The organism is Yersinia nurmii, assembly GCF_001112925.1.
Classification (GTDB): Bacteria; Pseudomonadota; Gammaproteobacteria; order Enterobacterales; family Enterobacteriaceae; genus Yersinia; species Yersinia nurmii.
The window spans coordinates 219,063-234,654 of record NZ_CPYD01000004.1 but is presented as its reverse complement, the minus strand read 5'-3'; the positions used below and the strand labels follow the sequence as shown (position 1 = coordinate 234,654).

The following is a 15,592-nucleotide window of genomic DNA, read 5'->3' as shown; positions in this document are numbered from 1 at the left end:
TTTTTGTAAATAGCCGCTTTATGTGCGTCAAACGGAGTTAACGCCACTTTAGAGCTATAAAATAATAAGGAGCGCACCTCAAATGAAGTCGCAAAACGATCCTGGCCGATCTAAATCTCGCCATCATGAGTATTCCCTGATTTTGCCTGTTATCGCATTGGCTATTCTCAACGTCTGGGGCAATACCAATAACTTCACCGCTATCATTGTCATTAACCTAATTGCTCTGGTCGCCATTCTTAGTAGCGCTTTCAGCGTGGTTCGCCATGCCGATGTGCTGGCTCATCGCCTCGGTGAACCCTACGGATCGCTGATTCTTAGCCTCTCCGTCGTGGTACTCGAAGTGAGCTTAATTTCCGCCATGATGGCCACGGGTGACGCAGCCCCAGCGCTAATGCGGGATACGTTATATTCCATTATTATGATTGTAGTTGGCGGGCTGGTCGGTGTATCCCTGCTTTTGGGCGGTCGAAAATTTGCCACCCAACATGTTAATTTAGTTGGCATAAAACAATATCTAATGGCGATATTCCCATTAGCAATTATTGTTCTGGTTTTGCCTTCTACCCTACCCGGCGGAAATTTCAGCGTCGCGCAAGCGCTGGTCGTAGCGGTTATTTCTGCAGCCATGTACGGCGTCTTCCTGGTTATTCAAACCAAGACTCACCAAAGTCTTTTTGTCTATGAACACGAAGATGAAAGCGATGATCCGAGCGATCCGCACCACGGCAAACCTTCATCACACAGTAGCCTATGGCATACCTGCTGGCTGCTGGTACACCTGATCGCCGTTATTGCGGTCACCAAATTTGACGCCAACCCGCTGGAAAGTTTATTGACTGAACTGAATGCGCCGGCCAAATTTACCGGCTTCCTGATCGCCCTATTAATCCTGTCACCAGAAGGTTTGGGCGCATTAAAAGCCGTATTGGCTAATCAGGTTCAGCGGGCAATGAACCTATTCTTCGGTTCCGTATTAGCTACTATTTCCCTGACGGTTCCCGCCGTTACCCTGATTGCAGTATTAACCGGACAGGAATTAACCTTTGGTCTGGAAGCTCCCCATATGGTGGTGATGGTCAGCGTATTAGTGCTTTGTCAGGTGTCGTTCTCCAGCGGGAGAACCAACGTGTTAAACGGCACGGCACATTTGGCACTGTTCGCCGCTTATATGATGACCATAATGCTGTAATTCTGAATCGACATAAATAACCAAAGGCAAGCTTCTGGCTTGCCTTTTTTGTTTGTATCCAACGATGCTTGAATCGCTGTTACCTGAATTAATGCCCTGCGCCAAATAAACGCCGCGCCATTTCCAACTAACCTCATTCACAAATAGAATATTCAGATACCCGAACCAGCCTGGTCGCATTGATTACGCCATCGTATTCAGCGGCAAACCCTTCATCACTTTTACCCTCGGCCCCCTTTAAACGCCATGTTGGCTAAATAACCGGTGAGTCGCCCAGATTTCCCCGATTCACTCTCGTAGCCAGTGGTAATAAAGCCTAAGGATTCATGTCAGCGAAATCGAATGATGTAAATAAGGCCAATATTTTATCGGCTGGAATCCTTGCGCTTCAAAGAGACAAATCTCATTCTCGATGAAAATATTTCGGCGCAAGAGTCATTTTTTTAGCAATAAAACCTGGCTGAGGTTAAAAAGCATCAGGCCCCCGATAGTGATATCGGAGGCCTGTAGAACATTAAAATAGTCTGTCGTACAACCTACTGTTGAATGGCTAACGGTTGTACCGCCTATTACGCTAGCGTTTATTCCAACCTATCCCACCGTCGATTCTAAACTGACTCCGCATCCATCAATCTGTTTTTGAATCTCACGACAGTATTATCAGGTATAGGCATTTAATGTACGTTGACACAATGCCGAACGCACACAGTCTTGTTTGTCGAAACGAATAATGCCGATCATTTCATCTTCGGAGAAACGTTCCAGCGCATCACTGAGGCCCGATTTCACACCGCGTGGTAAATCGCATTGGGTAATATCACCATTAACGATTACCGTCACATTTTCACCCAGTCGAGTCAGAAACATTTTCATCTGACTGGCGGTTACGTTCTGGGCTTCATCCAGAATCACCACCGCATTTTCAAACGTCCGTCCGCGCATATAGGCAAAGGGAGCAATCTCGACTTTCCCTATTTCCGGTCGCAGGCAGTATTGCATAAATGACGATCCTAAACGGCGTAGTAGAATGTCATAAACCGGACGGAAATAAGGCGCAAACTTCTCGGAAATATCACCAGGCAGGAAGCCCAGATCTTCATCAGCCTGTAAGACAGGTCTGGTAACAATAATCCTATCTATCTCTTTATGAATGAGCGCTTCCGCCGCTTTGGCCGCGCTAATAAAAGTCTTGCCACATCCCGCTTCGCCGGTGGCAAAGATGAGCTGTTTACTGGCTATGGCTTCCAAGTAATGACCCTGAGCTTCGGTTCGTGCCAAGATAGCGGAGGTATCGCGGCTGTCTCGCGCCATACCGATAGATTCAACACCGCCCATTTGAACTAACGATGTCACATTCTCTTCCTCACGTTGACGATGACTACGTGAATCACGTCTAATCACGCGCTTCGCTTCACGACGAGCTTTGATCACTGCTTTTTGTCTTCCCATAGTGGCACCTTACAGTTTGTTTCACCTACCGCAGCAGTCATTGCCTGCGCGATTATGTTTCACATACGGATTAGGTTTTTGGCTTCCTTTGCAGCCAATAAGAGCCAATGAAAAATGCAAATAACCTGAACGATAAACCCGATTCGGTTTTGTCTGGTTCAGATTAATGCAGAGGGAACTCATCAGGGATGAACATAAAAAATCAGAGGGAGGATTTTGGATCTTGGTTGACCATTCAGGGTCGGTAAGCCGGCCCTCGTTACAACGAGTTTCTGAAGTGAATACTTGGTTTTGTCTCAACAGCCCAAACCAGGACTTTACCATTAGCGATCCTCGCAGTGATAAACAACAGCCTAAGCTGTACACCGTGTGAAAATTACCGCCAGATGATTACAGTATAATGACACTCTCACATTTCGCGTGCTGCAAGTGTAAAAAAGTATAATTTATTTTTTCTGTACGTTTTTTGTTCTTATTAAGAAACGGTCGATTTCCATTATTTATCCTTTGCCTGTCTCCAACATAATAGAAGCCGACAATAGCTCCAATGTGCACATTAATCATATAAGCTTCCCTGCTCATAGAACACGCAATCACCTGAATAACCCAAGGCAGCAAATAGCTTAAATCGCCGTTTGAAAATCCTGTAAGCGTTTCTTTTGTTTTCCGTCAGCGGTGAAATTTTCTGTTGATAACCATTGTGTTATCGCTCGCTTAACCTCCGGCCATTCACCATCGATAATCGAGAACCAATCGGTATCTCTATTACGCCCTTTTACCACTATGGCCTGTCTGAATTGACCTTCGTATTTAAAACCATAGCGTTTAGCCGCATTCCGAGAAGGTTCATTGCAGGAATCACATTTCCATTCACAACGGCGATAACCTAAGGTATCGAACACGTAGCTGAGTAAAAGATATATGGCTTCGGTTCCGGCAGAGTTTCTTTTCAGTAACGGAGACCAATTAACCGCGCCAATCTCAATTACGCCATTGCTATTATCAATACGCATCAAAGCAACGGTGCCTAATACATGGCCGTCATTAGTATCCATCACGGCATAATGCACGGCATCGGTCGCGTTAATCATGCTTAACATATAGTCATGAAACTCGGCCTCTGTTTCCGGACGCTCCTTAAAGAGATAAGTCCAATCGCGACCGTCCTCAATACTGTGATAAGCCTGATATAACTGTTTTTCATGTTTGGCCATATTGACGGGTTCCAGATAACAGAAACGACCGCTTAGCACTTCTTTTTGTGGTAACAATGCCCGTTGCCAAACGGCCAATTCATCGCCAATTGCTTGTCCAAACTCATTTAATCTCACGGCTATCCCCTTTATAAATTGAAAACGCTCGCCATCTTTTTCCCGGTTCCAAGCTAACATAAGCGAAAGGAAAAAGGAGGAATGCGGCAGTATGATTCGTCAACTATTGATCATAAAATCAACGGTAAACGATTCAGCCCTCGCTGTTGCATCTATTCCTAAATGGCGTTAAATAAACGTAAAATGATTTACCCAAAGAAAAGAATGCGACACACTTAAGGCTAACTACTTAAATTTACGGTTAAAAATATGCCTGACTTTATTCGTCCCAAACTCACTCTGCCTGATAACCAGAGTAAACTTCTGCTCCATTCTTGCTGTGCGCCTTGCTCCGGCGAAGTCATGGAAGCACTAAATGCGTCAGGCATCGAGTACACCATCTTCTTTTATAATCCGAACATTCATCCCAAACGTGAATATTTGATCCGTAAAGATGAGAATATCCGCTTCGCAGAGCAGCATAATATTCCCTTTATTGACGCCGATTACGATAGCGATAACTGGTTCGAACGAGCCAAAGGGATGGAGAAGGAACCTGAGCGAGGAATTCGCTGCACCATGTGTTTCGATATGCGTTTTGAACGCACTGCGCTGTACGCCTATGAACACGGTTTTAACGTCATTTCTAGCTCGTTGGGCATTTCCCGCTGGAAAAATATGCAGCAAATAAATGACTGTGGTAAAGGCGCGGCGGATAAATATCCAGGGATTCGTTATTGGGATTATAACTGGCGAAAAATGGGCGGTTCATCGCGCATGATTGAAATCAGTAAGCGGGAAAAATTCTATCAGCAGGAATATTGTGGCTGCATTTATTCCCTACGTGATTCCAACCGACACCGCAAAACGCAGGGGCGAGATATTATTCGCATCGGCACCTTATATTACGGCGATGATAACGAAGAGTCCTAACCGATCACCGATCGTAAAGCATCGGGTTAAAGTAAGCATCCCCCAGCCAGACCGAGGGATGCTCATTATCAGAATATTTAATTTACTTGACGGTTGCCGAGTTTCACCCCCACCAAACGTCCATCCTCATCGTTATACAGAACAAAATTATTACCGCCTTTTAACTCAGCAATTAATTCAGCCTGAACCGATAAGGTGCTGGCTAATTCATGATCCTCTAAATGAGGACGATGCTGACGGCGCTCAACCCGCCAACGAACCTGGTTATATTTTGCCCATGCGATCAGTACCAAGGCGTTAAATAACGCAATCAGTAAATAAATCACAATGGTACTCAGCCCTTCCAACAGATAGATATGCACCGGAATTGGCCCCGCGTGCGGGGCATTATGGACAGTGGCAAACAATCCATTGACAAACAGATAGATAAAACCGCACCAGGCAAACGCGGTAATGATGATATCTATCAATCTCGGCAGCAAACGCTGCTCGGTTTGAATCAGAGGCGCACTCATTCTTTGATTCTCCCAATACCGCGATCCGGACTGTCCCAACGGGCACGCTTACGTTTCACTTTCAGCATCACTTTTGGGAAAGCTACCAGCGTAGTAAATAAACTCAACATCCAGTACACCATCGGATACCAAATGATCCAGAACAGCGACATGCCCAGTTTCGGCTCGTAACGGCGTTCGATCACCAGACTAACGGCGAACTGGAGCAAACAGGTCAACGCTAGCACCATGCCGGTAAACGCCGGCGGGAATATATTTTCTACATAAATACCCGGCGGCAATGGCACCACATAACCAACGAAGAACAACAGAATGCTGATGGCGTAGGTAAAGGCCCAGGTAATAGAAAGCGAATATTCGAGGAACAGTATCCACATTCGACGATTACGCCAGCGCCACAGCGTGAACATGTTCTTGAGGAAGACTTCTGCACCGCCCTGCGCCCAACGTAAACGTTGTTTCCACAATCCTCGCAAGGTTTCCGGCATCAGAATCCAGCACAGACCGCGCGGTTCAAAGAACACCGACCAATGCCGCACCTGTAGCTTCCAGCTGATATCGATATCTTCGGTAATCATGTCTGGACTCCAGTATCCCACATCGGCCAGCGCCCGGCGGCGGAAAGCCGCAACCACGCCGGAAACGGTGAAGACCTGCCCATACACCCGCTGAGTACGCTTAATCAGACCGATAATGGAAGAAAACTCCCCGACCTGAATACGTCCTATCAATGTGGAACGGGTTCGAATACGCGGGTTTCCCGTCACTGCCCCCACTCGTGGATTTTCGATCATCGGGGCGACCAGATACGGCACTGCATGTTTATCCAGCAACGCATCTCCATCGATACACACCAGATATTCACTCCGCGCGGCGGCGGTGCCCATTTGCAGAGCGATCGCTTTACCTTGGTTTTGAGCCAGATGTAGCACCCTCAGGCGGCTATCTTCCTTTTGCAGCTCATCCAATACTTCGGCAGTGTTATCGCTGGAGCCGTCGTTAATGGCGATCACTTCAATATTCTGATAGGTCTGCGCCAGCGCCGCGTGAATGGTTTCCCGTGCGTTCAATCCCTCGTTAAAGCATGGGATCAAAATGGAAACCAGCGGGTTACCTTTCAGTTCCGGCGGTTCAACATCTTCACCCCACGGCCAATGTCGCTCACGACGTAGCCAGAAGTAGACCCCACCGGTTATCCAGATTCCTGACATAAATAACGGGTAGAAAAACACGAAGTTGAGCAGAACATCCCCGGTGAACATCAGCACCATTCCCGCAGGGATACTCAGCACTAAACATAAGATAATAAAAGCAATTATTCTATCGGTCATTTCAGTGGGTACCAGGCTGATGAGATCGCAGGACGAATCGTCTCCAGCGAGGGTTCGCTGGTAATGAAGTTATCCGGGTAGTAACCAAAGTTCTGCGCGCCATTAAGCTGCAATTGGCGCATCCAATCAGCCAACACTGCGCCGCTGATTTCCTCCTGCCCCTCGGCTTTTTTCCAGTTTAAGGCTTGCAATTCGAAGACGGTTTTATCCAAAGCCCCCGGCCGTTTAGCCACGGTTTTCACCATATTCGCCAGCCATTCGTCAGATTTTGACATTGGCACGCCTTCCATCAACGGCATCGCCATCGGTGCCACCCAGTCATAATTCGCTAGGAACTCATCGAGGTTTTGGGCATACCAAGCTTCGCTTTTCGGATCGATAACCGGCATAGCGTAAATATTGCGGGCAGATTTAATCTGCGGCCCACGAATCGCTTTGGTGTGCGCCATTAACTGATTGGTAAAATCAGTTAAATACTGGCTCTTAAACCGAGTCCAGCGGTTGAAGGTTTCTGGATTCTGACGAATAACCTGAATGGAATCAGGGAAACCAGCCTTTTTGTAGGCCGCCATCGCATCCGGAGAAACATCCTCGAAATCGCTCATCAGAGCGTCATCGTGGAATAAAATGCCGGAGAACGGCGCATAACGCGCCAAATCTTCATACACTTCAATAATACGTTGACGGTTTACCGCATTAAACGGCGTCAGGCGACGATACGCTTTGGGATCGACATCAACCTTTCCGGTTTCGATATTTATCCGTTGAATACGCGGCAGTTTAGGGTCCATTTCGAAAGCCAGAACCGGCATCCAAGCATAAACCCGCACCCCAGCGCGAGAGGCCAGCTGCCATGAAACCCGGTTAAACAAATCAGCACGCATTGGTATCCAACGGTTAGGGAAATACACTTGACGAATATTGCCGTCGCCTTTTGGATCAGAGAATGCCTGTAGGAATACGGTATTTATCCGCAGGTCATAAATACGCTGAATCAGTTTATCCAGATTTTTCCCTTGCTGGACAGGATTAGGGTCGTACAGATAATCCAAATCAACGTGCGCCACGCGCATGATCTCTTTTTCCTGCACGCTATTGACGGACTGCGCAAAATCTTTGATTGAAGGATTATTACTGATCAAAATGCGCGGAATATTCATTAAATTATTCACGTTGCCAATACCTGGCTCCAACGTAAAGGCCAGTTGATAACCGTGGTTGGCGACAATTTCCAGCGCCGTGCCCCCTGCCGCACCATACGGCCAGACCCAAGCCCGTGGCGATTTTCCCGTAGCCTGTTTGACCCGCTCAGTAATCAGCGCCACGTCTTTTTCCATGCGTTGACGGTAAGCGGCTTCCGATTCATAGGTTTTGGTTTTACGGTCGAATATACGGCTCACCGCCGCCGGTTCGGTATTCCCTTGCGGGTTACCGTTGGCTCCATAGTGAGAAGCATAGGTATGCGCACCGACTTCGACTAAACCAGATCGTGACATTTCACGGATCTGTTCCCAAGTAGCGAAGCGCTTGCGGTCAGTCATTAATCCGCCAAAGTCCACCTTTTTATCCGCCGGCGTATCCAGCCAGGTGCCAACCGGCGCTAATAATGCTGGCCAGTTATAGGCGATCAGCAGCGGATAAACCCTTTCGTAAAAGCTGCTGTAACCGTCATCAAACGTCAGTAAAACTGCCCTTTTCGGCAAAGGTTTCCCGCCATTACGCGCGGTCAAAATCTGCTCAATGGAGACCGGAACATAGTTATTGTTCCGCAACCAAGCAAATTGATCGTTCAATGCGCTGCTACGCACACTGAGGTAACGCTGATCGGCAGCTAGGTCTTCCACATCGTGGTAAGCGATAACCACAAAATCATTAGTTTTCCAGGGTTTTTCACTTTGCGGCAACGTCCGCATCGCCGGTGGGGTAAACTCCGGTATTTCTGACTCTGCGTAAGAGGCAGGCACCAGCGTTACTATCCCAACCACGAGCAGCCGGATTAAGAATGAGAATATCGGCATGGAGAGGATTCCTTAAAAGCGATAGTTCAGGTCAAAAGATAGCTGGACGTCACGTTCCCGTTTCCCATCGTACGGGCGCTTATCCCAGGTTACAGAAACACCGGTATCCACTACGTCATTCCACTGAATGCGCTGACCATAACCCACGGAGGTTACGGCTCCGGTTCCGTAATTCTTTTCCCAAGACGTCCCAGCGCCGAGCTGAAGCTGTTGGCTCCAAACGGTTTTATAGCGACGGTATAAAATGTGGTCGAAAGTCAGCGACGGCACGGCAGAGAAGTCCCTTTTCGGGTTGTAATACAAGGTGTCTTCTTTGGTATTTTGGCTACTGGACAAATCCAGATTCAGATCGACGGACCAGTACGGCGCGGTGTACACCCGCTGGCGACCATTAAATGCGTATTCCCAGCGATGGTTACCATCAGAGAAATGTGACGGTGTCACACTTAGCTGTGCATCCTGACGATCGCTGCCATGCCAACGGACAAACAGGTTTGCGCTATCCGAATTAACATTATTTTTCAAAGCACGAAGCGGCGTGTTTTTTGCCAGCTTCTCCGCAGAACCTCCGATGCGCCAATGGTCATTGAAGTCATGCCAAGCGGATAAGCGTCCGCCGGCTTTATTGCCATAGCCATAATTATGGTTGGCGACCTCAGCTTCTATCCAGTTATTGCGAGCAGTAAATTCAGCCCCTAAACGTAGCACCCGGTTGATGCCACGGCCTTCTTCAAAATGGCTATTATCAAAAGAACCGCCGGTAAATACGCGCCAGTTTTCATCAATGGGCGGGCTATATAATAGCGCCTCAATGCCCTGATCATTTTTACCGCTAAGTGGGCTATCCGATGCCAAGGTGCGTCCGCCGGAAATACGCAGCTCCGACATATGACGAATTTGACGTTGACGAGCCAGCTCCTGAGTGGTGACGTTTTCCGGCACGCGGGCAACCAGATCGTCAATCAATAATTCAAACTGCCGCCATTCTTGCAACGCCAAAGCGGTTTCAGCCTGCGCCGCCTCAAGAGTGATACTGCTCGGCTCTAGGCCTTCAATCTGCTTCAGCTCTCTCTCTGCCCGGCGCGGCCAGCCACGCGTGGCATACACTTTGGCTAATGCAATTCGCAGATCCATATTGACCGGAGCGGTACTGGTCAGTTTGGTTAAACGACGTTCAGCCGCCGGTAATTCATCAGAATTAACTTCCGATTGAGCCAGTAAAAACTGCCCCTCCAACCATTCATCATTTGGTGTTCTGACCGGCAGGTTATACATAAACAGCTGATAAGGTGCCTGATTGCTCACCGCACTGGCAAAGGCCTGCGCTTTATCCAACTGCTCGCTCTCCAGCAATGCGTAATAGGTAGCATCAATATCTTCCAGTCCCATATTCTTCGCTACGGTTTTACCGTCTTTGAAGTACATGTCGCTGAGAATGGCCGCTGCTTTTTCCGGCTGACGGCGATCAATATAGGCACTTGCCGCCCAGCGCTGCGCGTAGCCTGGCAGGGTATAACCTTCACGCTGCATCGCTTCATAATCGTTAATCAGACGGGTCATTTGCGCGCGCGCCAGCATTGCCCCCAGTCGGTCAATACGCGCCTGCTGATAGTCCGCCTGGGTTTCGGGGTTGTTCTGCCACGCGATCAACAGCGCCAGATATTGTTCCAACGCTTGATCGGCCAGATCAAAACGCTCTTGTTCGCTGCGTGTCGGCAGGCTAGCCTGGCGTACTTTTTCCGCCAGTGCGTCTCTTTCAAGCTGCCGCATCTGCGCCGGAGTGAATAATTTGCTATTTTCCTGCGCAACTTTTAATGCGGGAGCCGCCACACGGTTCTTTTGCAGCATGGCAACATAGTTCTTTATCACTTCGGGGGAGACCGGCGTAAAATCCATTGCCTTGGTCGCCGCCTCCAGCGCAGCGTAGTTACGATTGGCCGCGCTGTGCAAATAGGAAAGCGCCAGATAGCTTTGGGCAGAAGGCGACTTATTCACCAGCTCGATGGCTTTTTGTAATGCCTCGTTATCACGACCGGCGTCAGCCTGTGTCATGATCATCGCACTGATCAATTCGGTGTTATTAGGCTCAGCTTTCAAACTGGCCTGCCAGAGTGCTAACGCCTGATCCCAACGTTTTTGATTACGATAGGCGCGCGCTACCGCAGCCAATCCTCTGGCGGGTATTTGCATGCTGGATTGATAACGTTGATAAACGGCAATAACGTCATTATCGTGCCCTGCCCAACCGGCAATTTGTAGCCAGTCAGCAACCTTCCCGCTATTAAGCATTCTTGCAGAAGACTCTTTTTGTAGGAAATCTAGAATAGGCGCAGTATTACCACCCCTTGCTTGAATAATTAATGAATCATAGTGTGTATCTGCGACAACTGGATTAACTGCTAGCCCTGAAACAAACAATGCCAATATAGACATTCTGGGTCTTTGAAATGGACGCAGCAGCGTTGATATCGCTTTACTCATTTTATAACCCTTCAGCGAACGTTTTGTTTAATCATAAAACAGTACTATCGAGCAACATCCTTATCCCAATAAAAAGTGAGACTCAATTGAGATGAAAAGATTGCAATATGTTAATTAGAGTATCTTAAAGAAAAGACTTCTATCGATTTCTTACAAAGATAATTTATTCAAAAAGCAAGGTCAATAGCCTGACTTAACCGATATTTTAAGCGCATTCACACCACTCCCCACCACTAAAAGCACAATAAGCAGCCAAATAGTCTAACCCAACCCAACACCCTGGGGTAAAGGGTCGCGCCAAACCGACGGAATAAATATTTGAAAACACAACAAAAAATCATTAAAATTCAACAAATTACATTGATTAGTTTTAAGAGGAAGAAGATCGCGTGTAGAAATGAGTAGTTTATTAACCTAGATATAATTACGAACGAAAATATCTGTAGAAAAAGAAAAGAAAATTCATTTAGCCCAATAGGTTTATTGTTTTTTTAAAGACAGCTTACCGAATATCGACTTATATCATCCACAGTCCACCCCTGTACTTGGCTAATTTACAGAATTTGTTAGCGTTCTGTTTTTTATATTAATAAACAGTATCATCCCTTTGATTGTCGCTAATGGGGATGGTATTCAATGAGGGGTCATACAATAGCCGTATAGCATTGGGTTTCGTTGAGTTAATAAAAACCGCCAGCTCACCAATCACCCACCGCGTCAGAATAAGAATTATCTTAAATTCAATTAAAGGCAGAGTGGGTTATGTAGAGCAAGCGGCAGATATCATTCCAACCTTATTCTTCTTCACTCCCAACCGGAATTATCTGTTTATATCCTCGCCCTCTTTGCATTAAATCATACACATTCAGCAAGCAAATAGTTTCTCAATACGATAGCGTGATTATGCTGCGCGTCTTTGCTGCCGTAGAGAAGAGTTAATGGTCGTTTCTTTGCTATTTCAAGCAACGGACGCCATACAGCAGCATTGCTATTTAATTGCATCGTGTAATCTTTTACAAAAGCCTGCCAGTCCCCTTGTTGATGAAACTGTTTTCGCAGTTCATTCGTTGGGGCGATATCTTTAAGCCAAATAACACCGTTCAGACGAACTTTAGCTATTCCACGTGGCCACAGACGATCTATCAGAAAAATATCTGGCTCATAAGGAGGATGAACATCGTAGACTCGTTTAAGAAAAATATTAAGATAAAGCATTTTCCTCTCCTGCCTGTGCCTAACCTGATGCCGTAAAGGCTGGCAGCCATCATCGCTAGCCAGCTTCATACCACATATTTTCATGCTGAAATCTTACTCAGATTTTCATGGCCATCAGAGTGGAATGGAAACCAGTTCTCGTGGCAATTTGCTCAAGAACTCAATGCCTGTCTCAGTGACCAATATCATATCCTCGATCATGATAGCGCCCACTCCGTGACCGTAGTAAGGCGTCTCCAAGCTCATAACCATACCGGGCTTGAAAACTTCCGTCGCCTGCGAGCTGACAAACGGCGCCTCTTCCAAACCGAGGAAAACTCCGTCACCATGACCTAAATGACCACGGTTATACTGCTTCAAACCTGATTTCCGGATGACATTCATCGTAGAATCAAATACATCTTTTAACGCGATGCCAGGCGCGACCATACTCAGCATGTGTTCATGCCCAAGACGAAGGCTGTCGTAAATGCGCTGAGCCAACGGCGTAGCTTGCCCAAGCACCATGGTCCGGGCGATATCAGCGCCATACCCGGCGACGTCCACGCCACAATCTAATTTAATCAGATCGCTATACTGCGCACCGGTGGTTTCTGCAATTAGCTTAGGGGCAAAATTCTCGCCGATACTGATCAGATGAAAGCGTGAAAGGTTGGTTTCCGGATGCTGCATAATGGCAGCTTTATAGGCTGCGGTTAACTCAGATGATGTGCAACCATGCCGAATTAGCTTACTGGATTCCGTCATGCCATATTCGGTGATCTCAGCGCTTTTGCGTAGATAGGCTATTTCCCACGGGCTTTTAATCACCCGCGTTTCATTGAAAATCGGCGTAGAATCCACCAGCTGCAACTCAGGCGCAACGCTATCCAATACAGTTTTGCCGCCGTGAGACATCGCATTTAATTCGATGGCAATTTTTTTATCCAAGACGCCAGCGTCACACAATGCCGCTTTTAACAAATTGAAGACGGCCTTTACCGGCGGGTCAATCGGGCGCTCCCGCCGTTTATTAGATTGTTCTGGGTTAAAGGGATCATCGACGTCTACCCATACTGGAAAAGTTTTTAGCTCTACATTAGGCATATCAAAAGTTACGCCTGCGGCTTCAAATTCATTCATGATAATCAGTGACGGCGTGTTGGGATCGCGAAATAATACCGCCACCGCCGCACCGGTATGGCGGAAGGTATACATAAAGAAACTGGCAAAACCGGTGAGGTAATAAAAGTTATCGCACTGGGTGACGACCAGAGCATCGATATTCTCACGCTCCATCACCGCTCTGACTTTCTCACTGACGCCTTGCAAATGTTTGATTTTTTCGTTGTCCACTGACTTTCCTTCCCGCCTATTAATCATCATTATGGTGCCCAGTGTATCCGCTCTTTAGATAGAAAATCTGCACTACCCGCGATCTTCTTCATCAAAATCCGCCCTCGTCGATATCCAATCCATGATAAAGAAAACTCTGGGCATAAAAGACTTTGCTTTTTAATCTGTCAGTTAATAATTTTCTTGTACATCATAGTATTATGACCTAGAAGCTATGACTTGAGGGGAATGAGATAACCTTCCATTTTCACTAACCGCCTACTATTTCGCCCTTTTGTTCTGACGGATGCGTCTGAAATTCTGCGCCTGGCGGATAATCCTTCCATCGCCGAAATGACTGCCCTATTCCGCATCCCTACGCTGTCGGACTGGCCGAATAATGGATTGCCTACCATTCGCTGACGTGGGAATAAATGAAAACCGTGGCTTTGCTATTATTGGCATTGAAAATGGCCGCCTATTAGGTGTTATCTCCTCTCATGGATATCCATCAGAATCAAGGCGAAATAGGGTATTAGATCGGTACGTAATATTGGGAACAAGGAATATGTAGCGAAACATGCAAGGCGCTGTGTCAATTTGCCTTCGAACGCTTAGGATTATCTGTTATATACAGCCGCCACTTCAGCCGTACTCCGGCCTCGGAAAAGGTCATGCAACAATGGGTTTCCACCATAGCCATAGTAAAGCTGCAATGAATAAGCTGAAGACAAGAGAAGGACACTTTGAGGTTTATCAATTGATTTCAGACCGGCTTATTTTTTAACGCAAACGCCCGAAGTGGGCAATACGCGTGCTCTGAATATTTTGACGGCCGAAACTCGTTCGCCAAGAAAACTTATCGTGGCTTAAGCTTAACTGCATTTAAATACTCTCAGCGCGATTCTTGCCGGAGCGCCGAGGCGGTATAACCAAAGGCGCTTTTAAAACGGTGGCTAAAATGACTGGCCGAGCTGAAACCGCAAGCTAAAGCTATTTCTGTCAGCGGCAAAGCGCCGTGACGCAGTAATGAAGCCGCCCTTTCCAATCTCACTTTCATGACATATTGATGAGGGGCTAATCCGGTGCTTTGCTTAAACATTCGGGCAAAATGAAACTCACTTAGTTCCGCCAGTCTGGCCAGATCCGCCAGCAATAATGGCTGAGACAATTGGCTCTCAATATATTCTTGAACCCGTTTTAAAACGCTGGGAGCCAAGCCGCCTTTCACCTGTGGTAACGCCCACTGCAATTGTGTGTAATGGCGCAGCATATGGGTCAACAATAAAGTACTGGCGCTGCTCAAGGTCAACTGATTGGCTCGATCCTGCCAATCACAGTTGAGCAAAAATTGCCTATATAACAACGTGATTTGCATATCATCTGCAAATACTCGCTCGTCAACCTGTAGCTGCGCCGGACTACGGTCCCAAATCTGCTCTGCCAAAGAGCGCAAATGATCGTCTGTGCAATATAAATGGACGAAAGACAGATTAGTACGCACATCCCAACTGGAATAACTGTCTTTCGGCATAATACAAAACCGATCCGGACCACCGCCGTTTTTCCAGCCACCGGCGGTTTTGTGATAACACTCATAGCCATCGGCCACGTATAAACTCAGAGTATGGTGATCCGGATTATCAAGGGTGACGCAATCCTGACTGTTGGTCCAGGCCGCCAGTTGAATGCCAGAGCCGAGCCGCACAGAATTTTGCAGCTGCGCCTTATGGCCCCTCAGGGTATCGAAAGCCTGATAATTCTCGGATTTCACTGCAACAACTCCTTATATGACAGAATTCACAGTTTACTGAGTTGCCGTGATGCAAACCAG

At 47.1% G+C, this 15,592-nt stretch carries 11 protein-coding genes and 1 pseudogene; 3 read left to right on the top strand and 9 right to left on the bottom strand.

Translation table 11 applies throughout. From position 1 onward, the window contains the following. The first annotated feature begins 82 nt into the window (after positions 1–82). Positions 83–1,192 (top strand): sodium-potassium/proton antiporter ChaA, encoded by a 1,110-nt coding sequence (chaA, locus tag AD970_RS07190; RefSeq protein ID WP_049597623.1) that lies wholly within the window; start codon positions 83–85, stop codon positions 1,190–1,192. Between the two features lie 660 nt (positions 1,193–1,852). Here the strand turns inward: chaA and phoH are convergent. Both phoH and AD970_RS07180 read right to left on the bottom strand, forming a co-directional pair. Further along, positions 1,853–2,641: a phosphate starvation-inducible protein PhoH gene (phoH, locus tag AD970_RS07185; protein WP_049597622.1), complete on the bottom strand. Its 789-nt coding sequence runs from the start codon at positions 2,639–2,641 to the stop codon at positions 1,853–1,855. A 623-nt stretch (positions 2,642–3,264) separates the two neighbouring features. Then, positions 3,265–3,972 carry a GNAT family N-acetyltransferase gene (locus AD970_RS07180; RefSeq protein WP_049597621.1) on the bottom strand — a complete coding sequence of 236 codons (708 nt, stop codon included), beginning with the start codon at positions 3,970–3,972 and terminating at the stop codon, positions 3,265–3,267. A 249-nt stretch (positions 3,973–4,221) separates the two neighbouring features. On the opposite strand from AD970_RS07180, the gene AD970_RS07175 reads away from it, so the two are divergent. Beyond that, positions 4,222–4,884, top strand: a complete 663-nt coding sequence (locus AD970_RS07175; RefSeq protein WP_049597620.1) for an epoxyqueuosine reductase QueH — start codon at positions 4,222–4,224, stop codon at positions 4,882–4,884. A 77-nt stretch (positions 4,885–4,961) separates the two neighbouring features. Here the strand turns inward: AD970_RS07175 and pgaD are convergent, their stop codons facing one another. From pgaD to AD970_RS07145, 6 genes are all read right to left on the bottom strand, one after another. Then, positions 4,962–5,399, bottom strand: a complete 438-nt coding sequence (pgaD, locus tag AD970_RS07170; RefSeq protein ID WP_049597619.1) for a poly-beta-1,6-N-acetyl-D-glucosamine biosynthesis protein PgaD — start codon at positions 5,397–5,399, stop codon at positions 4,962–4,964. Continuing rightward, positions 5,396–6,730, bottom strand: a complete 1,335-nt coding sequence (gene pgaC / locus AD970_RS07165) for a poly-beta-1,6-N-acetyl-D-glucosamine synthase (RefSeq protein WP_049597618.1) — start codon at positions 6,728–6,730, stop codon at positions 5,396–5,398. Before pgaC ends, pgaD begins: the two co-directional genes overlap by 4 nt. Continuing rightward, positions 6,727–8,748, bottom strand: a complete 2,022-nt coding sequence (pgaB, locus tag AD970_RS07160) for a poly-beta-1,6-N-acetyl-D-glucosamine N-deacetylase PgaB (protein ID WP_049597617.1) — start codon at positions 8,746–8,748, stop codon at positions 6,727–6,729. The genes pgaC and pgaB overlap by 4 nt, the downstream gene beginning before the upstream one ends. Before the next feature lie 12 nt (positions 8,749–8,760). After that, the gene (gene pgaA / locus AD970_RS07155) at positions 8,761–11,229 is read right to left on the bottom strand and encodes a poly-beta-1,6 N-acetyl-D-glucosamine export porin PgaA (RefSeq protein ID WP_049597616.1); all 2,469 of its coding nucleotides are present in this window, start codon (positions 11,227–11,229) and stop codon (positions 8,761–8,763) included. 855 nt (positions 11,230–12,084) lie between these two features. Continuing rightward, entirely contained in the window at positions 12,085–12,444 is a 360-nt protein-coding gene (locus AD970_RS07150) for a DUF488 domain-containing protein (RefSeq protein ID WP_049597615.1), read from the bottom strand. 114 nt (positions 12,445–12,558) lie between these two features. Beyond that, positions 12,559–13,779 carry a M24 family metallopeptidase gene (locus AD970_RS07145; RefSeq protein ID WP_049597614.1) on the bottom strand — a complete coding sequence of 407 codons (1,221 nt, stop codon included), beginning with the start codon at positions 13,777–13,779 and terminating at the stop codon, positions 12,559–12,561. A gap of 542 nt (positions 13,780–14,321) precedes the next feature. On the opposite strand from AD970_RS07145, the pseudogene AD970_RS20535 reads away from it, so the two are divergent. Further along, positions 14,322–14,477 (top strand): annotated as a pseudogene (locus AD970_RS20535) (GNAT family N-acetyltransferase); the annotation flags it as partial. Positions 14,478–14,653: 176 nt separating this feature from the next. On the opposite strand, the gene AD970_RS07140 reads toward AD970_RS20535, so the two are convergent. Continuing rightward, positions 14,654–15,532 carry a helix-turn-helix domain-containing protein gene (locus AD970_RS07140; protein ID WP_049597613.1) on the bottom strand — a complete coding sequence of 293 codons (879 nt, stop codon included), beginning with the start codon at positions 15,530–15,532 and terminating at the stop codon, positions 14,654–14,656. Between the last annotated feature and the right edge of the window lie 60 nt (positions 15,533–15,592).